Origin of the sequence: Streptomyces sp. MP131-18 (assembly GCF_001984575.1) — a bacterium.
Taxonomy (GTDB): domain Bacteria; phylum Actinomycetota; class Actinomycetes; order Streptomycetales; family Streptomycetaceae; genus Streptomyces; species Streptomyces johnsoniae.
The window spans coordinates 4,756,310-4,779,722 of record NZ_LZNS01000001.1; the positions used below are offsets into that span (position 1 = coordinate 4,756,310).

At 75.0% G+C, this 23,413-nt stretch carries 19 protein-coding genes; 10 read left to right on the forward strand and 9 right to left on the reverse strand.

What is annotated here, in order from left to right:
- Nucleotides 1-29: 29 nt before the first annotated feature.
- Together STBA_RS21650 and STBA_RS21655 are read left to right on the forward strand one after the other, a co-directional pair.
- Nucleotides 30-953, forward strand: a complete 924-nt coding sequence (locus STBA_RS21650; protein WP_077060841.1) for an alpha/beta hydrolase — start codon at nt 30-32, stop codon at nt 951-953.
- Between the two features lie 119 nt (nt 954-1,072).
- Nucleotides 1,073-1,924, forward strand: a complete 852-nt coding sequence (locus STBA_RS21655; protein WP_171987753.1) for a hypothetical protein — start codon at nt 1,073-1,075, stop codon at nt 1,922-1,924.
- Nucleotides 1,925-1,980: 56 nt separating this feature from the next.
- Here STBA_RS21655 and STBA_RS21660 read toward each other — a convergent pair whose 3' ends face one another.
- From STBA_RS21660 to STBA_RS21670, 3 genes are all read right to left on the reverse strand, one after another.
- Nucleotides 1,981-3,600, reverse strand: coding sequence for a transporter (locus STBA_RS21660; RefSeq protein ID WP_077060843.1), 1,620 nt, complete (start codon nt 3,598-3,600; stop codon nt 1,981-1,983).
- Nucleotides 3,601-3,608: 8 nt separating this feature from the next.
- Entirely contained in the window at nt 3,609-4,436 is an 828-nt protein-coding gene (locus STBA_RS21665) for an ABC transporter ATP-binding protein (protein ID WP_107485257.1), read from the reverse strand.
- 65 nt (nt 4,437-4,501) lie between these two features.
- Nucleotides 4,502-5,164, reverse strand: coding sequence for a bifunctional DNA primase/polymerase (locus tag STBA_RS21670; RefSeq protein WP_077060845.1), 663 nt, complete (start codon nt 5,162-5,164; stop codon nt 4,502-4,504).
- A gap of 179 nt (nt 5,165-5,343) precedes the next feature.
- Between STBA_RS21670 and STBA_RS21675 the strand changes: the two genes are divergently transcribed.
- The 4 genes from STBA_RS21675 (at nt 5,344) to purU (ending at nt 9,808) form a co-directional block, all read left to right on the forward strand.
- Nucleotides 5,344-6,762, forward strand: coding sequence for a transcriptional regulator (locus STBA_RS21675; protein WP_077060846.1), 1,419 nt, complete (start codon nt 5,344-5,346; stop codon nt 6,760-6,762).
- 94 nt (nt 6,763-6,856) lie between these two features.
- A complete protein-coding gene (locus tag STBA_RS37910; RefSeq protein ID WP_077060847.1) occupies nt 6,857-8,404 on the forward strand; it encodes a hypothetical protein in 1,548 nt (515 codons plus the stop codon).
- A 50-nt stretch (nt 8,405-8,454) separates the two neighbouring features.
- Nucleotides 8,455-8,901 carry a hypothetical protein gene (locus tag STBA_RS21685; RefSeq protein ID WP_171987754.1) on the forward strand — a complete coding sequence of 149 codons (447 nt, stop codon included), beginning with the start codon at nt 8,455-8,457 and terminating at the stop codon, nt 8,899-8,901.
- A gap of 25 nt (nt 8,902-8,926) precedes the next feature.
- A complete protein-coding gene (gene purU / locus STBA_RS21690) occupies nt 8,927-9,808 on the forward strand; it encodes a formyltetrahydrofolate deformylase (RefSeq protein ID WP_077063489.1) in 882 nt (293 codons plus the stop codon).
- 1 nt (nt 9,809) lies between these two features.
- Here the strand turns inward: purU and STBA_RS21695 are convergent, their stop codons facing one another.
- Both STBA_RS21695 and STBA_RS21700 read right to left on the reverse strand, forming a co-directional pair.
- Nucleotides 9,810-11,117, reverse strand: a complete 1,308-nt coding sequence (locus STBA_RS21695; RefSeq protein ID WP_079252080.1) for a zf-HC2 domain-containing protein — start codon at nt 11,115-11,117, stop codon at nt 9,810-9,812.
- Nucleotides 11,114-11,683, reverse strand: coding sequence for a sigma-70 family RNA polymerase sigma factor (locus STBA_RS21700; protein WP_077060850.1), 570 nt, complete (start codon nt 11,681-11,683; stop codon nt 11,114-11,116). The genes STBA_RS21695 and STBA_RS21700 overlap by 4 nt, the downstream gene beginning before the upstream one ends.
- 220 nt (nt 11,684-11,903) lie before the next feature.
- Here STBA_RS21700 and STBA_RS21705 point away from each other — a divergent pair, with 220 nt between their 5' ends.
- Complete coding sequence (locus STBA_RS21705; RefSeq protein WP_077060851.1) at nt 11,904-12,278, forward strand: STAS domain-containing protein; 375 nt, start codon at nt 11,904-11,906, stop codon at nt 12,276-12,278.
- Nucleotides 12,279-12,476: 198 nt separating this feature from the next.
- The gene (locus STBA_RS21710) at nt 12,477-12,953 is read left to right on the forward strand and encodes an ATP-binding protein (protein WP_077060852.1); all 477 of its coding nucleotides are present in this window, start codon (nt 12,477-12,479) and stop codon (nt 12,951-12,953) included.
- 173 nt (nt 12,954-13,126) lie between these two features.
- On the opposite strand, the gene STBA_RS21715 is transcribed toward STBA_RS21710, so the two are convergent.
- Nucleotides 13,127-14,257, reverse strand: coding sequence for an NAD(P)/FAD-dependent oxidoreductase (locus STBA_RS21715; RefSeq protein WP_253194898.1), 1,131 nt, complete (start codon nt 14,255-14,257; stop codon nt 13,127-13,129).
- A 105-nt stretch (nt 14,258-14,362) separates the two neighbouring features.
- The gene (locus STBA_RS21720) at nt 14,363-15,013 is read right to left on the reverse strand and encodes a TetR family transcriptional regulator (RefSeq protein ID WP_077060854.1); all 651 of its coding nucleotides are present in this window, start codon (nt 15,011-15,013) and stop codon (nt 14,363-14,365) included.
- Nucleotides 15,014-15,241: 228 nt separating this feature from the next.
- Between STBA_RS21720 and STBA_RS21725 the strand changes: the two genes are divergently transcribed.
- A complete protein-coding gene (locus STBA_RS21725; protein ID WP_077060855.1) occupies nt 15,242-17,593 on the forward strand; it encodes a serine/threonine-protein kinase in 2,352 nt (783 codons plus the stop codon).
- A 125-nt stretch (nt 17,594-17,718) separates the two neighbouring features.
- On the opposite strand, the gene STBA_RS21730 is transcribed toward STBA_RS21725, so the two are convergent.
- On the reverse strand, nt 17,719-20,613 hold the full coding sequence (locus tag STBA_RS21730; protein WP_079252446.1) for a BTAD domain-containing putative transcriptional regulator: 2,895 nt from the start codon (nt 20,611-20,613) through the stop codon (nt 17,719-17,721).
- 239 nt (nt 20,614-20,852) lie between these two features.
- Complete coding sequence (locus tag STBA_RS21735; RefSeq protein WP_143659545.1) at nt 20,853-21,428, reverse strand: hypothetical protein; 576 nt, start codon at nt 21,426-21,428, stop codon at nt 20,853-20,855.
- Nucleotides 21,429-21,545: 117 nt separating this feature from the next.
- Between STBA_RS21735 and STBA_RS37255 the strand changes: the two genes are divergently transcribed.
- The gene (locus STBA_RS37255) at nt 21,546-23,375 is read left to right on the forward strand and encodes an endonuclease/exonuclease/phosphatase family protein (RefSeq protein ID WP_077060858.1); all 1,830 of its coding nucleotides are present in this window, start codon (nt 21,546-21,548) and stop codon (nt 23,373-23,375) included.
- Nucleotides 23,376-23,413: the final 38 nt, after the last annotated feature.

Sequence of the window (23,413 nt, forward strand, 5' to 3'; positions counted from 1 at the left end):
GCCGAGGCCGGAGAGAGGGGCGGGTGCACATGGTGCGGCGCTTCGACGTGAGCGGGCAGGGTGGGGTCCGGCTCGCGGCATGGGAGTTCACCGACCCACCCGGTCCCCCCGGTCCGTCCGATCCACCCGATCCACCCGTTCCGGCCGCGGGGTCCGCGGCCGGGCGTCCAGGGGTGCTGCTGCTGCACGGGCTGCTCGGCAGGGCCGCCCACTGGGCCGACACCGCCCGCTGGCTCTCCGGCCGCTTCCGTGCGGTGGCCCTGGACCAGCGCGGCCACGGCCGCAGCGCCAAGCCGGCCGCGGGCCCGTTCGACCGCGACGCCTTCGTGTCCGACGCGGAGGCCGCGGTGGAGCAGCTCGGCCTCGGGCCCGCGGTGCTGATCGGCCACGCCATGGGCGCGCTGACCGCCTGGCAGCTGGCCGCCCGGCGGCCCGACCTGGTGCGCGCCGTGGTGATCTGCGATATGCGGGCGGCGGCGCTCGGCGTCAGGGCGCGGCGTGAGTGGCGGGACTGGCTGGCCTCCTGGCCCCTGCCGTTCGCGACGCTCGCGGACGTGCGGCGCTGGTTCGGTGCCGAGGACCCGGCCCTCGACCGGCCGCGGCCCGCCCGCGGCGACTTCTTCGCCGAGGTGATGGCCGAGCGCGCCGACGGCTGGCGGCCCGGCTTCTCCCGGCGCCAGATGCTCGCCGCCCGCGAGAGCTGGGTCCGCGACGCGCACTGGGAGGAGCTGGCCCAGGTGCGCTGCCCGGCCCTCGTCGTGCGCGGTCTGGAGGGGGAGCTGGGCCGGGCCGAGGCGCAGGAGATGGTCCGGGTGCTGCCGCACGGCCGGTACGCCGACATACCGGACGCCGGCCACCTCGTGCATATGGAGCGGCCCGCGGAATGGCGGGAGATCGTCGGACCGTTCGTCGGGGAGGCCCTGGGGGCGGCCCCGGCCGGCGGGCGATCGTGACGGCCCGTCATGACCGTGACGTGACAGGACTGGTGCAAACCCGGAACATTCGGCGGTCGTTCAGTCGTGCGGCTGTGCGATGATTACGGTCCATCGTGGGGGCCCAAGGGGGAGTTGATATGTCAAAAGCGACGCGCCGAGCCGGGACTGCCGCGGTCATCGCCAGTCTGGTGGTGCTCACCGCAGCATGTGGTGGCGGTGACGGCGAGTCACCGTTCGAGGGCGGCGGTTCCGCAGGCGGCGAGACCGGCGGCGGCGGGGACGAGGGCGGCGACGGCGGTGACTCCGGCGAGGGCGGCGACAGCGGCGGCGGCTCGGCCACCGCGGATCTGCCGCCCGACGAGATAGCGCAGGCCGCCGCGGACGCCCTGACCTCGGTCGACTCGCTCCGCATGGCCACGGTCGGGGACACCTCGGCCATCGGCTTCGGTATGGACCTCCACCTCGACACGGACGGCACCTGCCAGGGCTCCGTCACCGCGCCCGGCGCCGGGTCCGTGGAGCTGCTGATGAGCGGCGAGGAAGTGTGGATGAAGCCGGACAGCCAGTTCTGGGAGAACGGCATGGGCGCCTCCGACCCGGCGCTCATCAGCCTGGTGGACGGCAGTTACCTGCACGGCACCACCAGTGACCCGGAGCTGTCGCAGATGGCCGGCACCTGCGCGCTCGACGAGTTCTTCGGCGAGCTGGGCCCGACCGGCAGCGCCGGGGACAATGTCACGGCCGACCCGCAGACGGAGCACAACGGTGTTCCCGTCATCCCGATCCACGAGGAAAGCGGCGGCGAGGTCACCACCATCTTCGTCGCCGCCGAGGGCGAGCCCTACCCGCTGCTGATGCGCACCCAGGCGGACGGCACCCCCATGGAGATCGAGTTCAGCGACTTCAACGAGCCGGTCGCCTTCGAGGAGCCGCCGGCCGACCAGATCCTGGAGATCGCCGACTTCCGTCAGGGCGACATCGCGGCGTGAGCCGTCGCGTGCGGCCCGGCCCGCGGGGCCGGGCCGCACGCATGTCAGGACCCGGGTCAGGACCTGCTGACCGCGGCCAGGATCTCCGGCAGCCGTGCCGCCGTCATCGGCGCCGCGATCCGCAGTCCCGCCCACGCCAGCAGCAGCCCGTACCCGGCCCCCGCCGGCAGCAGCGCCCAGGTCCAGGCCGCGTCCTGCGCGTGGGCCCACACGGTGAGCGCGATCACCGGCGCGCACAGCACGCCGCCGGCCAGCATGCCGCCGATGATGCTGAACCACGCCAACGCGCCCTGCCCCGGCGCCACGTTCTTCATCGCGTTGTCCTGCGGGATCGAGTAGGGGAACCGGGCGCTGGTCACCGCGCCCGCCGCGACCAGCGCGCCCAGCAGCGCGAGCGCCAGGCCGAGCCCGTCGGGCAGCGACCCCCACGCCCCGAACGCGGCCGCGGAGCCCACCACGACCACGCACGTGAACGGCAGCCCGATCAGCCCGATCGCCAGCGCGCGCCCCCGCAGTTCCAGATACGCGTCCCGGTCCGTGCCGATGGTCTGCGCGACCAGCCAGAAACCGCTGTAGTCCTGGCCGAACTGGTTGTACATCTGCAAGCCGAGCAGCGCGGCGACCCAACAGGCGTTGTACACGCTGCCGTTGCCCTGCACCGCGAAGACCAGCGGGAGCAGCAGGCCCATGCCGAGCGACATCGCCCAGCCCATCTTCGTCTTCGGGTCGCGCCACGCGTACGTCAGCGCGCGCCGCATCACCGTTCCCGTGCGCCCCTCGGGCAGCCACGCGGCCAGGCCGCGTTCCGCGGCACCGCGCGCGCCGGCGCTCTCCGGCGCGGCCTGGAGCGTGGAGGCGTCCGGCGCGGTCATCAGCCGGGTCAGCGTGCGGCTCCACCACAGGAGCAGCAGCCCGCAGGCGAGCAGCGTGCCGCCGAGGCCGTAGGCCACGAAGCCCCACGAGCCCTCGCCCGCCGCCCGCACCGCGTCCACCGCCGAGGCGGGTGGCACCCACCGCGCCACCTCGGCCACCGCGGCGACGGGGCCGAGCCCGTCGCCGTCCTCGTCGGCCAGGACGGAGAAGCCGAGGTTCACCCCCTGGATGCCGAACGCCACCACGAGTCCGCTGAGTACGGCCAGGTCACGTCCCTTGCGGCTGCTCAGCAGGCCCGCGTTCGCCGTGGCGAGCGTGCGCGAGAGCGTCGTGCACGTCAGCAGCACCAGCGCGACGGCGCACACGGCGACCACCGTGGCCGCCCCGCCGCGCGCCCCCGGCACCACCGCGCCGGCCACGAGCAGCAGGGTGAACAGCGGTCCGGCGCCCACCAGGGAGGCGACGAGCTGCGCGGTCAGCAGCGGCCTGGGCCGCAGCGGCAGCATCACCAGCCGCCCCGGGTCGAGCGTCTCGTCCGCGGCACCCACGAACAGCGGCATGAATGCCCAGCCGAGCGCCGTGGCCGCGACCAGCGCGACGCCCGCGGCGGGTCCGTCCTCGTGCCCGCGCAGCGCCACCATGATCAGCAGTCCCAGGACGCCGAAGAGGCCCGCGACCACCAGCGAGCCGACGAACGCCGCCGAGCGTCCCTTGGACTGCCGCACCCCGTTCCGCAGCAGCGACAGTTTCAGCCGCAGGAACGTTCCGGCGACCGAGGAGGCCGAGAGTTCCGCGGTTCCCATGCCGCCGCTCATGTGCCGCCGCCGCCCAGCCAGTCCAGCCGGTCCCCGGCCGGATTGCCATGCGCCCCCACCAGGCCGAGGAAGGCGCTCTGCAAGGACTCGGCGTCCCCGCGCACCTCGTCCAGCGGGCCGTGCGCCCTGATCCGGCCCGCGGCCATCACCGCGACCCAGTCGCACAGCGACTCCACCAGCTCCATCACGTGGCTGGAGAACACGACCGTCGCGCCCGAGGCCGTATAACGTTCCAGCACGCCGCGGATGATCTGCGCCGACACCGGGTCCACGCCCTCGAACGGCTCGTCGAGGAACAGCACTTCGGGATTGTGCAGCAGCGCCGCGGCCAGCCCGGTCTTCTTCCGCATGCCCGTCGAGTAGTCGACCACCAGCTTGTGCTGCGCGCCCGACAGGTCGAGAACGTCGAGCAGCTGGTTCGTGCGCCGGTCCACCTCGTCGGCCGGCAGCCCGCGCAGCCGGCCGAGGTAGGTCAGCAGCTCCCGGCCCGAGAGCCGTTCGAACAGGCGCAGCCCCTCGGGCAGTACCCCGATCCGCGCCTTGACCGCCACCGGGTCCCGCCACACGTCCGTGCCGGCGACCTCCACGACGCCGGAGTCCGGCCTGAGCAGCCCCGTGATCATCGAAAGCGTGGTGGTCTTGCCCGCGCCGTTCGGTCCGACGAGGCCGACGAACCGGCCCGCCGGAAGGTCCAGGTCGATGCCGGAGACGGCGACCTGCTCCCCGAATCGCTTCCACAGCCCCCGCACGGACACGGCCGTCCGGGCCGCCGTGTCCGTTGCGGCTGCCCCTGGTGTCGTGTCCTGCTCAGGTTGGCCTGTCATGCCCCACACCCTAGACGGGGCGCTTCCGCCGATTTCCCCCGGATTCATTCGGTGGGTTCGTTCGGTCAGGGCTCCTGGCCGCAGGCGTAGGCGAGGGGGGCGATCAGCTCCGCCGCGTCCGGGAGCCAGCGGTTCACCGAGGTCGGCCGGTGCACCCACTGCGCGGCACCGCGGCGGCCCATGCGGGTCGGCGGGGCGGCCACGAAGTCGCCCTCGCCGCGCACCGAGAGGTCGAGCGCCGCCGGGGACCAGCCCAGCTGCCGCACCAGCCCAGGGGCCTTCGCCGCACCGCCCGGCAGCACGAAGAACTGCATACGGCCCGCGGGCGTCGCCGCGACAGGCCCCGGCGCCACCCCGCTCCGCTCCATCCGGGCCAGCGCCAGACAGCCCGCCGTCTCCGGCACGTCGAAGACGTCGAACGTGCGCCCGGTCGGCAGCAGGATCGCCGCCCGCGGCTCCCGCGACCACAGCCGGCGCACCTCCGCGGTGCTGCCTGTCGTGTGCGTCGTCCAGTCCCGGCGCACGGGGTGCGCGCCGGGCGCACCGCATGCCGGAACGGCGCACGAACAGCGCGCCGCGCCGGAATCCGACTCAATCCATGCCCCCGGCAGCACCTCCCAGTGCCGTTCCTTGACGTACTGAAGGGCGTGTTCGAGTAGGTTTCCGCCGAATTGCCGTGCGAGGGGCGGGGCCGTGTCTCCTGCGGTGCGTGCGCTGGTCTCTTCCACGCCGATGACAACTCGACTACTCCGCACGGGTTACGGCCGCGCGGAAACGGGTCTCCCGGGGGGCACCCGCACGCGGGGCGCATCGGTGCATCCATGGGGGCATACGGGATGGACCGGGCGGCGGCCGGGCAGTGATCAGCCGGGATTCCCCAGGGGCCCGTCAGCAAAGGGAGCCGCTGATGACTGCCAGACCACTGATCGCCCGCCAGCCCAACGAACGGCTGCTCGCCCTCATCAGGGAAGCGGCCTGCTCGAACGCCGGGCTGGCGCGCCGCGTCAACATGTGCGCGGCCGAGCGCGGTTTCGACTTCCGCTACGACAAGACGTCCGTGGCGCGCTGGATTCGCGGCCAGCAGCCACGCGGCCGCGCGCCTGACGTCATTGCCGAGGCGCTGGGCCGCAAGCTCGGCCGGCCGGTGACCGTCGACGAGATCGGCATGGGCACCGCCCGCCAGCTGACCTCGTCCGTCGGCCTGCACTTCGCGGCCGGGCTCGCCGAGTGCGTCGAACAGGCCGGTGAGCTGTGGCACTCGGACGTGGCCAGACGGGAGAACGGCGAAGGTCAGAACCCGTACGCCACCGGCGGCTCGCACGTCGCGCCCGCCGCGCTGGTGGAGCCCAGCCGGGACTGGCTGATCACCCCGGCCGACGCCGAGGTCGCCCGCACCGCGGGCACGCGCGTGGGCACCGCCGACGTCGAGGCCGTGCTCGCCACCACCGCCGCGCTGGTGCGTCTCGACCGGCGCTGGGGCGCCGGGCACGTGCGCCCGGTCGTCGTCCACTACCTCAACAGCGTGGTGTCGGGGCTGCTCTCCGGCGCCTACCGGGAGACGGTCGGCCGTGAGCTGTTCGGCGCGGCGGCGCGGCTGACGGAGCTGGCCGGGTACATGGCCGTGGACACCGGCCTGCCCGGGCTCGCACAGCGCTACTACATCCAGGCCCTGCGCCTCGCCCAGGCCGCGGGGGACCGGGGCTTCGGCGGCTATGTGCTGGCGGCGGGAATGAGCCATCTTGCGGCCGCACTCGGCAACCCGCGTGAGGTGATCCAGCTGGCCCGCGCGGCCCAGGAGGGCGCCAAGGGGCGCGCGACGCCGCGCGCGGAAGCGCTGTTCCTGGCCGCGGAGGCCCGCGGATACGCGCAGCTCGGCGACCGCGCGGCCTGCCACCGGGCGGCGGCCGACGCGACGGCGGCGCTGGAGCGTTCCGGCGGGGAGTCGGGCGACGACCCGGTGTGGATCGCGCACTTCGACGCCGCCTACCTCGCCGACGAACTCGCCCACTGCCACCGCGACCTCGGCCAGGGCCGCGAGGCGCAGAAACGGGCGGCCGAGGCGCTCGCCGGCCACCCCGGGACGCGGACGCGGCGGCGGGCCATAGGGCTTGTGGTGCTGGCCACGGGCCAGTTGCAGGAGGGTGAGCTGGAACTGGCCTGTCACACCGCCGCGGAGGCGGGCACCATGCTGGACGGCCTGCGCTCCGGCCGCGGCACGGAGTACCTGGAGGAGTTCACCGCCCGCCTCGAACCGCACCGCAACGAGCCGCCGGTGCGCGAGTTCACCGCCCGCAGACCGCCGCGTGAAGGTGTGAGTCCCCGCTGACCTGCCGGACTTGACGCCGGGAGGTGGCACCGCGAGTCTCCTGTAGGGCCGGTAGCGTGGCCCGGCGAACGGCGTTGAGTGACGAGGAGCCCGCGTGACCAGCCACAACGGACGGGACAACGAACCCCGTGAGGGCGTGATACTGCCGTCGGACGGCAGTGAGGCATGGGACTCCAGCGCCCCGCAGCGCGGTCAGGACGCCACCGTCGTCGCCCCGCTCCCCGGTCAGCCCTGGGGCCAGCCGTGGGGCCCGGACGCGGCCGGGCCGCCGCGGCAGGCCGCCGTGCCCGGCCCGCCCCCGCCGTTCCCCGCCGCCGGACCCGGCGCACCGTCGCAGACGCCCGCCCCGCCGGAGATGCCCGCCCCGCCGCAGACGCCCGCGGCCGCGCAGGCCCCGGCGCTGCCGCAGTCGCCGACGCCGCCGATGCCCGCGGCACCGCCGCCCGCCCAGCCCGCCCCGGCCCCCGCCCACGGCGACGCGACCCAGCAGATCCCGGCCGTGGAGACGACCGCCCGGATCAGGGCGCTGCCCGCGCAGGGCACCCCGGCCCGCCCGTCCGCGCCGCCCGCGGACGGTTCGGAGAGTGCCACCCAGCTGATCCCGCCCGTTCCCGGGGATGGTTCGGAGAGTGCCACCCAGCTGATCCCGCCGGTCCCCGGGGATGGTTCGGAGAGCGCGACCCAGCTGATCCCGCCCGTTCCGGCGGCCGGGGACCCCGAGGCCACGACGCAGCTGCGCGCCTACCGCGGTCCCGCGCCCACCCGGCCCGCGCCCACCCGGCCCGCGCCCGCCGGACCCGGGCACGGCAGGCCGGGACCGGCCGCGCCCCCGCGGGGCGAAGCCGAGCCGACGCAGTCCATGCCGCGCGTGCCCGGCGACTTCGACAGCCTCTTCCGGTCGGCGGCCGTCGCCGAGGAGCCACCACCGCCGCACGGCGGTGGCGGCGGGCGGCGGTCCACCGGCGGTCCGCGGCGCCGTTCCCCCGCCGTGGTGGCGGCCGCGGTCGTCGTCGGCTGCGCGCTCGTCGGCCTGATCGCGGGGGCCGCGCTCAGCGGCGGCGACGACGACGGCGGGGACACGCGGGAGACCACGGAGCCGGAGGCGGCCGGGGAGAAGGAGCCGGAGAACGGCACGGCGGAGGGGGCGGAGGGGGCGGACGGCGGTGCCGGGGAGGCGGCGGACGCCGAGGCAGAGCAGGCCGAAGCGCTGTCCGCGCTGCTCGCGGACAGCAACGACAGCAGGGACGCGGTCATCGAGTCCGTCACCAGCATCAGGGCCTGCCGCGACCTCGACCGGGCCGCGGAGGACCTGCGCGCCGCGGCGGAGCAGCGCAACGGCCTCGTCACGCGTCTTGACGGGCTCGCGCTCGACCAGCTGCCCGAGGGCGAGGCACTCGCCCAGTCGCTCAGCGAGGCGTGGCACGCCTCGGCGGAGGCCGACGAGCACTACGCGGCCTGGGCCGACCAGGCGGGCAACGACCCGCAGGTCTGCCGGGGCGGACAGGCGCGGCACACCGACCGGGCGTCGAACGGCGACGCGGCCAGCGGCCGGGCGACATCGGCGAAGGAACGCGCGGCCGAGCTGTGGAACCCGCTGGCCAGGAAACACGGCCTGCCCGAACGGGCGGCGACGCAACTGTGAGCGCACAAAGCACCGAAAAGTCTTCCCGTCACGCCCGCCGTTCCTCCACCATGGCAGGCATGCCGCTCAACGACATGCCGTGGTGGCGCTGGCGCACCAATGTGCGCTCGGCGCTGCACATGCTCTCCGACTCCGCCTTCCACCAGACGTGCTGGGTGGCCGGCGTGCCCGGCTACGGTGACGTGACGGACGCGGTCTACCGGCTGGTGGAGGACACCTGGCTGGACAACTGGTCCGCAGAGAAATACGTCGGCACGGTCTTCAGGGACAGCCAGGAGGCCGCCCTCGTGGACGTCGCCGTGCTGCGCGTGCTGCGGATCATGCACCAGGTCGGCGCCGATGCCCCCGTGACCGACTACCTCCAGCACCACGGCTGGCCCGAGGCCGTGCGCGCGGCGCGCGAGGCGCACACGCGGCTCGCGGTCAACGACGGCGAGGACCCGGAGGTGCCGCCGCGCACCCTGGACGACCTGGCCGCCGCGATGCACACGGTCTGATGCCGGTGTGCCACGCTTGGGCACCATGACCACCGACCAGCCAGACCAGCCCGCGGCGCGGTCCCAGTTCGTGCTGACGCTGTCCTGTTCCGACAAGCCCGGCATCGTGCACGCCGTGTCGAGCTACCTGTTCATGACCGGCTGCAACATCGAGGACAGCCAGCAGTTCGGCGATCGGGACACCGGACTGTTCTTCATGCGGGTGCACTTCTCGGCCGAGGGCCGAGTGGAGCCGGAGAAGCTGCGCGCGAGCTTCGCCGCGGTCGGCGACACGTTCCGCATGGACTGGCAGCTGCACCCGGCCGACGAGAAGATGCGCGTGCTGCTCATGGTCAGCAAGTTCGGGCACTGCCTCAACGACCTGCTGTTCCGCGCGCGGAGCGGCGCGCTGCCCGTCGAGATCGCGGCCGTGGTCTCCAACCACCCCGACTTCTCCGAGCTGGCCGCGTCCAACGACGTCCCGTTCCACCACATTCCGGTCACCGCGGACAATAAGGCGGAGGCGGAGGCGCGGCTGCTGCGGATCGTCGAGGACGAGGGGGTGGAGCTGATCGTGCTCGCCCGCTACATGCAGGTGATCTCCGACGACCTGTGCAAGCGGCTGCCGGGCCGCATCATCAACATCCACCACTCCTTCCTCCCCAGCTTCAAGGGCGCCCGGCCGTACCACCAGGCGCACGCCAGGGGCGTGAAGCTGATCGGCGCGACCGCGCACTACGTGACGGCGGAGCTGGACGAGGGCCCGATCATCGAGCAGGAAGTGGAACGGGTCGGCCACGAGCTGACCCCGAAGCAGCTCGTCGCGGTCGGCCGCGACGTGGAGTGCCAGGCACTGGCCCGCGCGGTGAAGTGGCACAGCGAACGCCGGGTCCTCATCAACGGCCACCGCACCGTCGTCTTCGGCTGACTCACGGCCGGGACAGCGCCGCCGCGGCGCTCAGCACGTCATGTATGACGGCCGGGTCGCCCTCGACGCCCGAGGCCGCGTCCTCCGGCGAGGTGCGGCCCGCGGCCAGCTGGCAGAACACCACGTCGTCGAGCGCCACATGCGCCACCGCGTCCCGCGCCTGCGTGCGCGAGACACCGGCGACCGGCGAGTCGAGCGGGATGTACCAGTGGCCGCCGCCCGTGCCCTCGACCTCCAGGTGCAGCGTGCGGCCCGGCGTGCCCGCCGTGGTCAGCCGGGCGGGCGACACCGCGAGCCCGGCCCGCCGCCGGCCGGCGATGCTGCCCGGCAGCCGTCGCGCGTTCAGATCGACCAGCAGCCGCAGATGCGGACCGTGCGGCGGGGCGTACGGGTACTCCACCGCCTCGGCGATGTCCCCGGCGTGCACCCAGCAGGCGAACGCCCGGTCCAGGTAGGCGTCGGACAGCGGTACCCGGTCGCCGTCCCCTGGGAAGCGTCCGGGATCACCGAACGCCGCGCGCGGCAGCGTCCGTTCCCCGGTCCTGCCGCCCAGCTCGCCCGCCTTCCGCACCAGCGATCTGGTCCGGTCGCGCCACGGCTGCCACGCCGGGCAGCGCTCGCCACGCGCCCCGTCGCCCGCATCCGGCAGGTGGCCGGGCGGGCCGCCCGCCGGGTCCGTGCCCGCCGGGTCCCGCAGGCCGACGGCGCGGGCCAGCGGCCCGTCCCCGGCCAGCAGGTGGTCCACCACGCCGGCCACCGTGGTGCGGCGCCAGGACCACTGGTCGTCCGCGAACCAGCGCAGCGACACGGGCGTGCGCCACTCGTCCTCGGCCATGTCGTTGAGCAGCGCGTCGAGCCGCGCCGCCTCCGCGTCGAACGGTGCGGCCCACGACGGCAGCGGCTGCCGCGCGGGGCGGCGGGCCAGGCAGTCCGCCAGCACGGCGGTGCGCAGCCCGGGGTCGAGGTCGAGGCTGCGCTGGGGTTCGAGCAGGGTGGCGGCGTCCCGCAGGCCGAGGGCCTCCTCGGCGCAGCGCCCGCACTCGCCGAGGTGCGCCTCGACCCGTTCCGCCTCCTTCGGGGTGCAGGCGGCCAGCGCCCAGGCGCCGAGCAGCGACATCAGGTCCTGATGATCCCGGTCGTCCAGGGGAGCGGACATCGGCTCGCTGGCCTCCCGTTGCCGAGGGGTGACCGGCGGCGGGCCGCCGGGCCCGCCGTCCGCGGAGGGCGGCCTGGGGTCGCGTGGTGCGGGGACGCGGTGGGCGTCGGCCGCCGGTGGCCGGCGCGGGCCGGGCTCCGGCGGAGTCGTCACGCGTGCTCCCGGCCCGGCTCCGCGGGCCGCCCGGCGTCGGGGGAGTAGCGGGCCGCGGAGGAGAGCAACTGGAGACCGAGGCGCAGCCGGCGGCGGGCCTCGGCCTCGCTGATGCCGAGACGCTCCGCCATCTGCCGGCAGTCCTGGCGCTGGAACCTGGTGAGTTCGAGTGCGTCGCGCAGCGGGGCGGGCATCGCGGTGACGATGTAGTCGGCGCGGGCCGCGGTGGAGGCTGCGCGCACCAGCTCGGCCTGCTCGGCCGGGCTCGCGCCGCTGGGCCCCGGCCTGCGGCGCAGCCGGTCGACGGCCAGGCGGTGGGCCGCGGCGGCGATCCAGGAGCGCATCGGACCCTTGTCCGGGTCGAAGTCGTGCGGCGACTGCCAGATGAGGGAGAAGACCTCGCGGGTCACCTCGCCGGTGTCGGCCTCGTCGTCGAGCACGCGCCGGGCCGTTCCGTAGGCGAGGGACGCGAACCGGTCGTACAGCTCGGCGAGCGCCGCGGCCTCGCCGCGCCGGAGCCGCTGCCGCATGCTCCGGTCCCAGTGGGGCGGCGTCTCGTGCGCCATCCCGCCTCCCATCCCCGCCTCGCGTCCGCTGCGGACAACCTTCGGCCCCGTGCGTACGTCAAATGTAGTGTGCGGTGCTGTTCGTGCGCGCCCCCGCACATGAATCGGCGCCCGGGGCGGCGGGGACGAGTGACGGCCGCAAAAGTGGGCAGGGCGCAGAGAAGGAACGTATGAGCGGGACAGCCGAGCAGGAGCCGAGCAGGAGAGGGGCCGCGGGGACGTGGCGTTGAAAGTGCGGGCGGAGCAGCGGGGGGAGTGGACCGTGCTGCGGGTCGTCGGCGAGCTGGACATGGCGGCCTCGCCGACCGTGCGCCAGCATGTGCACGACGCGGTGGCCGACGGCCGCAGGCAGGTGGTGCTCGATCTGTCCGAGGTGCTGTTCTGCGACTCCAGCGGGGTGGGCGTGATGGTGGCCGCGCGCCGGCTCATGCGCTCGTGCGCCGGTGAGCTGCGCCTGATCCTGCCGGCGCGCGGCGCGGCGGACGGCTCGCACGTCAACCGCGTGCTCGCCGCGCTCGGGGTACGGCGTCTTTTCGACTGCTACGCCGATCTGGAGGCCGCCACCAGCGACGCAGGGGCGCCCCTGACGGCATGAGCCGCAGGTCGGACCGCTTCTCGACGGTGTTCGATCGGCACGCCGAGCGGTCGCACAGTTTGCAGATTGCTTACTCCTTTGCGCCGGAATATTCCTGAAGCACTTGTTGTCCGACTCGCCCGTCAATCATGCTGTGATGAGCCGGGGTTGTGCCTCGGTGTGAGGGGATTTGTCCGCCCGGTTCGGATGGTGTGAACGGTGCAGGAGCTGGAGAAGCAGTTGGAGGTCGCCCCCGAGCCCGCGGAGGTGGGCCGGGCCCGCCGGTGGGTACGGGCGCAGCTGGAGCGCGGCCAGGCCGCTCCGGCCTGCCCCGACGAGGCGCAGCAGGACACGCTCGTGCTGCTGGTGTCCGAGCTGGTGACGAACGCGGTGGTGCACACCGGCCGGCCGGCCGTGCTCCGGCTGACCGCGTGCGGACGGCGCCCCGGGCGGAACGTTCCGGTGCGCCTGGAGGTGGTGGACGACAGCAGCAGGGCGCCGCGCCCCAGACGGGCGGAGGGCGAGGACACCGGCGGCCGCGGTCTTGAGCTGATCGACGTGCTGGCCGACCGCTGGGGCTGGCAGGCCGAGGGGCGGGGGAAACGGGTCTGGTGCGAGCTGGACTGTGCGTCCGCGGGGCCGCCGGTGGCCGAGTCGCGGGCCGAGGCGGGCGTCCAGGTACCGGCCGGGTATTGACGGTGCGTGCCGCCCTGCTCACCCTGGGGGAAGTGCGCCGTTCCGGTCCTCGGAGGCGGGGCCGGGCGGGGCCGGGGTGATGCGTGGCGAGGGGACGTCGAGGCGTCGGCTCGGCGAGTGCGGATCACCCGCCCCTCCCCCGCCCGGGGAGGGGCGCCACCGCGGGGGCGCGGTCAGGCCCCGCGGGTGATGGCCGCCGCGATGCGCGGGGCGTCCCTGGCCAGCTCGCGCAGCATGCCGCTGATGGGGTTGGTGTAGCCGGTGAAGTAGAGCCGCGGCGCCGCCGGGTGGGTGTCGCGGCCGTGCACCAGCGGGCGGCCCCGGCCGTCGAGGACCCCGAGGTGGCCGACCAGCGGTTCGAGGCCGCGCCGGTAGCCCGTTGCCGCGATGACGACCTCCGGGGTGATCGTCTCGCCGTTGGCCAGGAGCACCTTCTCGCCCTCGAAGGACTCGACCGCGCCGACCGGCTCCACCTGCCCCCGCCGCACCGCACGCACCAGGCCGGGGTCGAGCACGGGGATGGCGCCCTCCCGCACCCGCGAGTACAGGCCGGTGTCCGGGCGCGGCAGGCCGTGAGGCGTCAGGTCGGGCACCGTCCGCTCCAGCGGGCGGGCCAGCCGGTCCACCAGACGGACCGGCAGCCGCCGGCACAGGATGGCGCTCGCCTGGGAGGGCCAGCCGAGCGTGGCGCGGCGCAGGATGTGCGGAGCGGTCCTGACGGCCAGGCGCACCCGGCCCGCGCCGCCCGTGGCCAGGTCGGTGGCTATCTCGGCGCCGGTGTTGCCGATCCCGACGACCAGCACGTCCCTGTCCTGCCAGGGGCCGGGCGTGCGGTAGGCATGCGCGTGCAGCAGTTCGCCGGTGAACGTGTCGCGGCCGGGCCAGTCCGGCAGCCGCGGCGTGTGGTTGAAGCCCGTCGCGACCACCACGGCCGACGCGTGCAGGCGGCGTCCCCCGTTCGCGTGCAGCACCCAGTCGCCGTCGGGCGCGGGCCGGTCCACGCGCGCCACCTCCACGCCCGCGGCCAGGTCGATCCGGTGGTACCGCGCGTACGCCTCCAGGTAGCGGACGAAGTCGTCGCGCCGCACCCAGCGGCCCGCGGACCTGGGGATCGGCAGGCCCGGCAGGGACGACCAGCGCCGGGTGGTGTGCAGCCGCAGCCGGTCGTAGTGCGCGCGCCACGAGGCGGCCACGTCGTCCGACTTGTCGAGCACGACGGCCTTGACCCCGCGGTCGGCGAGCGCGGCCGCGGTGGCGAGCCCGCCGGGTCCGGCTCCGATGATGTGCACAGGCGGCGTGGGCATGTCCATGAGCATACGCAGACGGCCCGCCGCCCCGGCAGGGGTGGCGGGCCGTGGAGGGCGCGGGGGCCGTCCCGGGACAGGGACCGGGCGGCGGCGCCCGTTCCCTCACTTCGTGGGCTTGCGTCCGGTGACGCCCAGGTGCACCAGCAGGGTCAGCGTCGGCTTCAGGTCGGCCTGCTTGGCACCCAGCGCCTGGAGGCTCTTGGGCTGCGAGGAGACCGCGGCCAGCATGGTGACCAGCGAACCCGCCAGCGCCGCGGCCGAGGGGCCCTGGTCAGCGGCCCGGCCCTTGGCCCGCGCGCTCTCGATGGATTCGGTCAGTGGTTTGACGACTGCACCCTGCACGCGGGTTCTGATCCGCACGAAACGCCGGTCACCCTCGGCCGCGCCCAGGTCGATGACCCGAAGGATGGCGTCGTGTTTGCGCCAGAAGGCGAGAAAGCCCTCGACCAGCTCTTCCGCGGTCTGCCGACCCGCCCTGCCGGACCAGGAACGGCCCGCGACGAGCTCGGAAAGGCCGGCGCTCTCGCGCACTGCCCCCTCCGCGATCTCCAGGACCGCGGCTTCCACGTCGGGGAAATACTGATAGAAAGTCGCAGGTGAGGTGCCTGCTTTACGGGCCACGTCAATGACCCTGACATCCCGGTAGGGAGAAGTCCCCAGCATTTTGCCGAGGCAGTCGAGGAGTTTCTGCCGCGTCGCCTGCCCGCGTCGGCCGGCGACCCGGCCGTCGACGGTTGTCACCTGTCCTGTCATGCCAGTCAGCTTATCGACGCGTGATCTAGGCGCGATTTGATCGCATCCGATCGGGGGGTAGCCGCTTGACCGGCGCGGACCGTTCCCGACATTTCCCTCAATCCAGGCCCCGGGTTCGCCACTGTCGTAGGCGGGGGGAAGAATCGACGCGTAGGTCCGCCGAGCGCGCGGCAATGAGATGCTGCACGGGGCGGTCGAGGAGCGCCCGTACGGGGAGGTGTCAAGCACATGGTGGAGCAGCTGACGCAGCACGATCCGCGCCGGATCGGGCCGTTCGAGGTGCTCGGCCGGCTCGGCGCCGGGGGCATGGGTCTGGTGTATTTGGCCCGTTCGGCGTCCGGCCGCAGGGTCGCGATCAAAACGGTGCGCAGTGAGCTGGCCGAGGATCAGCTGTTCCGCGTCCGCTTCACGCGCGAGGTCGAGGCCGCCCGCGCGGTCAGCGGCTTCTACACCGCGGCCGTCGTCGACGCCGACCCCAGGGCCGCCGTGCCCTGGCTCGCCACCGCCTATGTGCCGGCGCCCTCCATGGAAGAGATCGTCACCGAGAGCGGTCCGCTCCCGCCGCAGGGCGTGCGCTGGCTGGCCGCCGGTATCGCCGAGGCGCTCCAGTCCATCCACGGCGCGGGCCTGGTGCACCGGGACCTCAAGCCGTCCAACGTGCTCGTGGTCGAGGACGGGCCGCGCGTCATCGACTTCGGCATCGCCTCCGGGGTGTCCAACACCCGCCTGACCATGACCAACGTCGCGGTCGGCACGCCCGCCTACATGTCGCCCGAGCAGGCCAGGGACTCCCGCAGCGTCAACGGGGCGAGCGACGTCTTCTCCCTGGCCTCCACCCTCGTCTTCGCCGCCACCGGCCACCCCCCTTACCACGGGGCCAACCCGGTGGAGACCGTCTTCATGCTGCTGCGCGAGCGGCCCGACCTCAGCGGGCTGCCGGACGAGCTGCGGCCGATGATCGAGTCGCTCATGGTGCACAAGCCGGAGGACCGGCCCACGCCCGCCGACCTCCAGGCGCAGCTGGCCCCCCACCTGTTCGCGGCGAGCGACGACAGCGGCAGCGCCTCGGCCTGGCTGCCGCCCGGCGCGGTCGCGCTCATCGAGTCGCGCCGCGGGCGCGCCCCGCAGACGCCCGCCCCGGCGCCCGACGTGCAGCCGGCCGCCGTCTCGGCGCCCTCCGCCGCCCCGAGCGCACCACCGCCCATGCCGCCCGCTCCGCCCTCGATGCCGCCGTCGATGCCCGCGCCCCCGCCGCCCGCGGCCGAGGACCCGGTGCGGCTGCCGGGCTCCGGCATGCCCGTCGGCCCGGGGCCGCACCGCGGGGAGCCGCCCGCGCCGGGCGACCACCTCGTGCCGCACTCGCCGGACTGGGCGCGCCCGCCCACCGGCGCCGCCGCCTCCGCCATCGCCAGCCCCTCCACCGCGCACCCGGGCCAGCGGGGGCACACCGCCGATCCGGCGCGCTGGCGGCCGTGGCGCTTCCGTATGAACAACGACCTGTGGGGCTCGCCCGTCGTCCGCGACGGGCTGCTGTACGTCACCTCCTTCGAGGTGCACGCCCTGGACGTGGCCAGCGGGCGGCGGCAGTTCAAGACCCGGGAGGTCGCCTGGTCCATGGCGGTCACCGGCGGCCGGGTGCTGGCCTCCGACGGCCCGAGCCTGTACGCGCTCGACGCCACCGACGGCTCCGACCGCTGGCGGATTCCCACCGACACCTGGATCTACGCGCTGCGCGCCGAGCGCGGCACCGTCGTCACCGCGACGCGCGGCGGCGGCGTGCAGGCGTGGGAGTCCGGCACCGGCGAGCAGCTGTGGGAGCTCTCGGGTGCCCAGGCCGACTTCGAGACGCACGACGCGGCGCCCGTGGTGCACGGCGGCGTCGTCTACGCCTGGGGCGAGGGCCAGCTGTTCGTGCTGGAGGCCCGCACCGGCGCCGAGCTGTGGCGCCACCCCGTCGGCGACACCTCGGTGACCGGCGGCGTTCCCGTGCGGGTCACGCCCACCGACGACGGCCTCGTGCTCGTGTGCGCGGGCTCGCGCGTGCTGGCGCTCGACGCCGCGAGCGGCGCGGAGCGCTGGCGGTTCGACGCGCCCGCGGCGATCCTGTGTCCGGCCACGTACCAGTCGCCGAACACCCGTTCCGCGGGCGTGTACTTCACCGACTACCTCGGCACGGTGTACGCGCTGGACGTGGCCACCGGCGACGACCGGTGGCGGATCGCCACCGAGGCCAGGCAGTCCGTGGAGCCGGTGGTGGTCGCGGACGGCATGGTGCACCTCGGCGGCGGCAGCGCGATGTACACGCTGGACGCGGTCAGCGGCACGCCGCGCTGGCGGTTCGCCGCGGGCGACACGATCGTCGGCTCCCCGGTCGTCACCCGGGGGCGGCTGCACTTCGGCTCCGAGGATCACTGCCTCTACACGCTGGACGCGGTCAGCGGGCGGCTGAGCTGGAAGCTGGAGACGGGCGGCGCCATCACCGGCACCCCGGCCGCCGAGGGCGGCATGGTCTTCGCGTGCAGCAAGGACCACTGCGTGTACGCCCTCGACGCGGCCCGCGGCACCCGCCAGTCCGCATAGGCCCGGGCCCGCCGGAGGAGCGACCGGCTCCACCGGCCGTGCCGCGGTCCGGGCGTCGGCCGGCACCGGGGAAACGCCGCGCCGCCGTTGGCGCGGGCGGCGGACTTCACCGTCGAACCGACCGTTCATCTTCGGCGCCCGGGTCCGGCCTGCGGGGCAGCGCCGTTCCGCGGAGCCGCGGTGTCCAGCTCGGCCAGGCGGGTGCGTACGGACTCGGCGTCGGGGTGGGCAAACTCGTCGAGCATGTCCAGGGCCCGCCGCAGTGAACGGCGTGCCTCCGCGGGGCGCCCGGCGTCGGCCTGGGCCTCGGCGAGGCGGGTCAGGGTCTCCGCCCCGCTGACCCGCTCGCGGTCGGTGCGCCACACCAGCGCCCGTTCGTAGTAGGAGATGGCCCGCTCGTGGTCGCCGAGGCGGTGGTGGATGAGCCCGAGGCTGTCCAACGTGGAAGACTCGCCGCCCGCGTTGCCGAGCGCCCGGTGCATCGCCAGCGCCTTCTCGCAGTAGCGCAGCGCCTCCTCGTACGCGCCGAGCACCGCGTGGAACCACCCGATGTTGTTCAGCTCCTGCGCCTCACCGACCCGGTGCCGCGAGGCCCGGTGCAGGTCCAGCGCCCTGGTCGCGTGCACCAGGCCCTCCTGGTGCTTGCCCTGCTGGTGCCTCAGGTAGCCGAGATGTGTGTGCGCCCGTGCCTGCCCGGTGACGTCGTCCTGCTCCTCGTAGATCCGCAGCGCCAGGAACACGTGCTCCTCGGTGCCGGCGTAGTCGCCGATCCGGTAGTACGCCTGGCCGAGCCCGATATGCGACAGGGCCTGCGCCGGCAGGTCGTCGATGTGCCGCGCCGCGTCGAGCGCGATCCTGTGCATCGTCACCTGGTGCTGGGCGTGCCCCTCCTGGAAGAGGAACGCCCGGCTGGCGTGGGCGAGTTGCGCGGCGTGGGCGTGGAAGCCGTGGTGCGCGGCCTGCCGGGCCGCGGCCAGCAGCGCGGGCAGCTGACCGGCGAACCAGGCCCTGGCCCGCGTCACTTCGGCCGGCCGCGTCACGGTGACGCCGGGCAGCGCGGGCGCCGGGTCGATCGACGCCGTCACCGCCGGGTTCAGCAGGGCGTCGCCGGGGACGGCGCTGTGCACGTAGTGGTCGAGGAGCCGGTGCAGTGCCTCGCGCCGCTCCGCCTCGCCGTCGCGCTCCAGGGCGAGTTCGCGGGCGTACGTCCACAGCAGGTCGTGGCTGCTGTAGCGGCCGGGCACACGCTGCCCGACCAGGTGGGCGCGCAGCAGCTCGGACAGCAGCCGGCGGGTCTGCGCCACGGGCAGCCCGGCCAGGCTGGCCGCGGCGGGCAGCGTGATGTCCGGGCTGTCCACCAGCCCGAGCAGGCGGAAGACCCGCGCCCCCGCGGGGCTCAGCGCCCGGTAGGACCATGAGAACACCGTGCGCACGTCCGTGCTGGGGTCCCCGCTCTCGAACACGTCGAGGCCGTCGCCTGCCTCCAGCTCGTCGTCCGCCTTGCACCCGCGCAGCGTGGTCAGCGGCAGCCCCGGCTGCGTCGCGGCGCGCGCCGCCACGATGGCCAGGGCCAGCGGCAGCCCTGCGCACATCGCGATGACGTCGTCGGCCGTGCCCTGCTGTGCGGCGAACTCGCGGGAGCCGAGGCGGCGGACGAGGAGCTCGCGGGACTCGACGGCCGACAGCAGGTCGAGCGGCAGCTGGTGGGCGCCCTCGGTCACGGCCAGACCGGTCAGCTCGTTGCGGCTGGTGACCAGCACCAGCGATCCTGGCGAGGTCGGCAGCAGCGGGCGCACCTGCTCGGCGTCCCGCGCGTTGTCCAGCACGATCAGCATGCGCCGGTCGGCCAGCAGCCCGCGGAACAACCCCACTTGCGCCTCGAAGGCCGCTGGAATCCGGTCGCCGGGCACCTGGAGCGCGTCCAGGAAGACCCGCACCACGTCGGCCGGTGTCATCGCCGCGTCCGTGGGGCCGAACCCCCGCAGATTCACGTAGAGCTGACCGTCCGGGTACAGGTCGCGCGCCCGGTGCGCCCAGTGCACCGCGAGCGCCGTCTTGCCGACGCCGCCGGTGCCGGCGATCACGCAGATCACCGGTGCCCCGCCGCCGCCCCGGTCCTTGCGCGCCAGCGCGTCGAGCGCATCCAGCTCGTGCGTGCGGCTGGTGAAGTGCTCGACGTCGGGCGGCAGCTGACGCGGCACCGCGACGGCAGCGGCCCCGGGCTCCTCGGCCGCCCGCGACGGCTCGCCGGGCGGGGACGCGTTCGCTGTCCCGCCGGTGTCCTCGCCCAGCAGCACCGCCTGGTGCGCCCGGTGCAACTCCTCGCCCGGCTCGATGCCCAGCTCGTCGGTGAACTGGTCGCGCACCCGGCGGAACAGCGCGAGTGCCTCCGCCCGCCGCCCCGTTCGGTGCAGGGCGGTCAGGAGCAGCGAGACCGGCCGCTCCCGCAGCGGATGGGCCGCCACCAGGCCGGAGAGGCCGGCGGCCGCGTCCTGCGGGCGGCCGAGCGTCAAGTCCAGTGCGGCGCGTTCCTCCTGGGCGGCGAGCCGTTCCTCCTCAAGTGCGGGCACCACCGCCTCGGGCAGCCAGCCGCCCGCCACGTCCGTCAGCGCCGTGCCGCGCCACATCGCGAGCCCGCGCCCCAGCAGCTCGTGCCCGAGCGCCGGTTCGCTGCGCTGCGCCCGGTGGACGAGGTGGCGGAACCGGTGCAGGTCGACGAGATCGCGGTCGACCCACAGGCAGTAGCCCTGCGCCGAGGTCGTCAGCTCGGCCTCCACGCCGGACAGCTGGGCCAGCGTGCGGCGCAGCCGCGAGACGCAGCCCTGTACCGCATTGCGGGCGGAGGCCGGCGGCTGCCGGTTCCACAGGGCGGTGACCAGGCGGTCCATGGAGACCACGCGGCCCGGCTCCAGCAGGAGCATGGCCAGCACGGTGCGCTGCTGCGCGGTGTGCGGACCGACCAGGCGCGCGCCCTGCCATACGCCGACGGCGCCGAGGAGTCGGAACTCCACCCCGTTCACGCGCATTCCCCCCGTCCCCGCCGTCCGGCCCGCGGCACCCGGCTCAGTGGCATATCAGCATGATCTCAGCCGGAGCCGCCGGCCTGTCCAGCGAGAGCGCGTTCCCCCGTCTCTCCGGCGGCTGTGCGGGCGACGTGCGTCCGCGTCCGCGGGGGTGGCGGCTTCCCCGAAGGGCCGCCTCCCCTGCGGTGGCGTGTCACGTGCCGCATCGCACGTGTCACACCGTGTCGCGGGTGTGCTCAGGCCACGTCGCGACCGCGTTCGCCCTCGCGCGGCTCCTCGCGGTCACGCGGCCAAGGACCCTGGTGGACGTCGCCGCCACGGTGCGGCTCGGCCTCCCTCCGGTGCCCGCGGCCCGCGTGGGCACGGCGGCCCTCCGCGGGGGCGAGCCCGCGTTCGCGCAGGTGCCGGCCTGCCATCCCGGCCGCGCTGCCCAGCATCACCAGACCGGCCGCCAGTGGCAGGGCGACGGCCCATTTGATGCCGCCGGCTCCGACGATCAGGCTGTCGTTCACCTGGTACTGGCGCACCAGCCACAGGACGGTGAAGCCCAGGGCGCAGATGCCCGCGAGGAGCATCAGCAGCCGCGAGCGCAGCAGGATGCCCGCCGCCGTCAGCGCGGCGGCCACCAGCATCGGCAGGAACATGCCCGTGAACAGGTTGGCGTTACCGGTGGTAACCCCATCCCCGGTGAACAGTGATGGCCACTTGATGTGCTGTCCGTCGCGGCCGCCGTACCAGTTGAAGAAAACACTGACGATGGCCGCCGCAGCGGCGATGGCGGCGAGCACGGACCCAAGTGCGTTACGCCACATTTCGAGCCTCCCTCGGTGTGGCTGTGATACTCCGGCTCGTCTTCCGACGCTACGTGCCCTTCGCCGGGCCCGCACCCCGAACGGCGGCGGCCCGCTTGCGGGCATTACTCTCCGCCCATGACCCCCGCCCCGCGCACGCTGCCCCTGCTCACCGCCGTGATCACCGTGGCAGCCCTCGAACTCCTGCGGCTCGCGGGCGCCTCGGGTTCCGCCTGGGCAGTGCTGCCGGTGACGGCCGCGGCGGCGTCGGCCGGTCCGCTCGTGTGGTGGCTCGGGCCGCGGCGCGCCCTGCCCGCGGCCGTCGCCGCGCTCGCCGCCGCGCGGCTGCTGGTGCAGATCCCCGCGGCGCGGGCCGAGCCCGTCGTCGCCGTGGCCGCGGGTCTCGCGCTCGCCGCGCTGCTGCTGACCGTGCGCCGCCTGGCCGCGGGTTCGGTGAACGGCCCGGGGCGCGCCGCGCGCGCGATCGCCCTCGCGGTCGGCGCCGATGTCGCGCTGCGGCTGCCGCTCGACCTGCTCGACCCGGTGTGGCGCGGCGGCGCCGCGGGGTGGCTGTGGGCGCTGCTCCTGTCCTGCCTGCTGGTGGCGGGCGCGCGGCGGCTGTGGGGGAACGCGGCCGGGTCCGCGCCCGGCGGCGGGGCCGAACTCGGCCTGCTCGGACCCGCGCTGGCGCTGTACGCGGTGCTGCTCGCCTCGCCCGCCTTCGTCGCGGCGCAGGGCGGCCTGTCCGTGCCCGCGGCGGGCTGCACGATCGCCTGCGGCACCGTGCTCGGCGTCTGGGCGCTGTCGCTGCCGCAGGTGTCGCCGCGGGCCGGGGGCATCGCCGGGTTCGCCGCGCCCGGCGTGCTGGCCGTCGCGGTCGCGGTCTTCGTGGCCCTGCCCGCTCCGCTGGCCGCGCCCGCCGCGCTGGCCGGTACGGCGGCGCTGCCCGCGGTGCTGCGCCGCCTGTTCGCGCTGCCGCGGCTGCTGACCGGCCGCGGCGCGCTCGCCGACCTCGCGCTCGCGGGCGGCGGGGCGGCGGTCGGCTACGGGCTGCTGGTGCTGCCGCTCCAACTCGGGCTCGTACCGGGCCTGTTCGCCGTGGCCGCCGCGGCCGGCCTCGGCTGGGCCGCGACCCGCACCGGGGCGGCCGGGGCCGTGCGGCGGCTCGGCCACGCCTTCCGGCCGGTGCTGGTGGCGGTGCTGCTGCTGGCCGCGCCGCCGCTGCTGACCGCGCTGCGCGACGGCCCGCAGCCCCTGCCGACGGACACCGCGGGCGGCCAGTACCGGCTGCTGACGTGGAACGTGCACTGGGCGGTGAACGCGGACGGCGAGCTGGTGCCCGACGCCGTCGCGGACGTGATCGCGGGCTCGGGCGCGCACGTCGCCGTGCTCCAGGAGGTGCCGCGGGGCCGGCCGGCCGCGGGCGGGCTCGACCTGGTGACCTTCCTGGAACGGCGGTTCGACGCCACGGCCGTCTGGGTGCCGGGCGCGGACCGGCAGTTCGGGAACCTCGTGCTGACCTCGCTGCCCGTCACGGACTCGGTCACCGAGAGCCTGCCGCGGGCCGGCGGCGACATGGACCGTTCCTACGCCGCCGTCACCGTCCGGCTGACGGACGGCGAAGAGGCCGCCGTCGTGGGCACGCACCTGGACGGCGGCGAGGAGCCGGGTCCGCGGCTGCGGCAGCTTGAGCCGCTGCTGGCCGCCGTCGGCGACGATCCCGGCGTCGTCCTGGCCGGTGACCTCAACGCCAGGCCGGGCTCGCGGGAGATGGCGGCCGTGGCGGCGGCGGGTCTGCGCAGCGCGCAGGACGAGATCGGCGACCCGGAACGGGACACCGCCACCACGCCCCCGCGCCGCGTGGACTGGATCCTCGGCGGCAGCGGGGTGGCGTTCGGCGACTTCGACGTGATCGCCTCCGACGCCTCCGACCATCTGCCGCTCGCGGTCACCGTCTACCTGGACTGAGGCCCTGTCCTGAGCCCGAACGGGCCGCCGCCGGCGCC

Bases quoted from the DNA above. Each gene is read 5' to 3' on its own strand.
- STBA_RS21650 (WP_077060841.1), top strand. From the start codon at position 30: ATGGTGCGGCGCTTCGACGTGAGCGGGCAGGGTGGGGTCCGGCTCGCG.
- STBA_RS21655 (WP_171987753.1), top strand. From the start codon at position 1,073: ATGTCAAAAGCGACGCGCCGAGCCGGGACTGCCGCGGTCATCGCCAGT.
- STBA_RS21660 (WP_077060843.1), bottom strand. From the start codon at position 3,600: ATGGGAACCGCGGAACTCTCGGCCTCCTCGGTCGCCGGAACGTTCCTG.
- STBA_RS21665 (WP_107485257.1), bottom strand. From the start codon at position 4,436: ATGACAGGCCAACCTGAGCAGGACACGACACCAGGGGCAGCCGCAACG.
- STBA_RS21675 (WP_077060846.1), top strand. From the start codon at position 5,344: ATGACTGCCAGACCACTGATCGCCCGCCAGCCCAACGAACGGCTGCTC.
- STBA_RS21685 (WP_171987754.1), top strand. From the start codon at position 8,455: ATGGCAGGCATGCCGCTCAACGACATGCCGTGGTGGCGCTGGCGCACC.
- purU (WP_077063489.1), top strand. From the start codon at position 8,927: ATGACCACCGACCAGCCAGACCAGCCCGCGGCGCGGTCCCAGTTCGTG.
- STBA_RS21700 (WP_077060850.1), bottom strand. From the start codon at position 11,683: ATGGCGCACGAGACGCCGCCCCACTGGGACCGGAGCATGCGGCAGCGG.
- STBA_RS21715 (WP_253194898.1), bottom strand. From the start codon at position 14,257: ATGCCCACGCCGCCTGTGCACATCATCGGAGCCGGACCCGGCGGGCTC.
- STBA_RS21720 (WP_077060854.1), bottom strand. From the start codon at position 15,013: ATGACAGGACAGGTGACAACCGTCGACGGCCGGGTCGCCGGCCGACGC.
- STBA_RS21725 (WP_077060855.1), top strand. From the start codon at position 15,242: ATGGTGGAGCAGCTGACGCAGCACGATCCGCGCCGGATCGGGCCGTTC.
- STBA_RS21735 (WP_143659545.1), bottom strand. From the start codon at position 21,428: ATGTGGCGTAACGCACTTGGGTCCGTGCTCGCCGCCATCGCCGCTGCG.
- STBA_RS37255 (WP_077060858.1), top strand. From the start codon at position 21,546: ATGACCCCCGCCCCGCGCACGCTGCCCCTGCTCACCGCCGTGATCACC.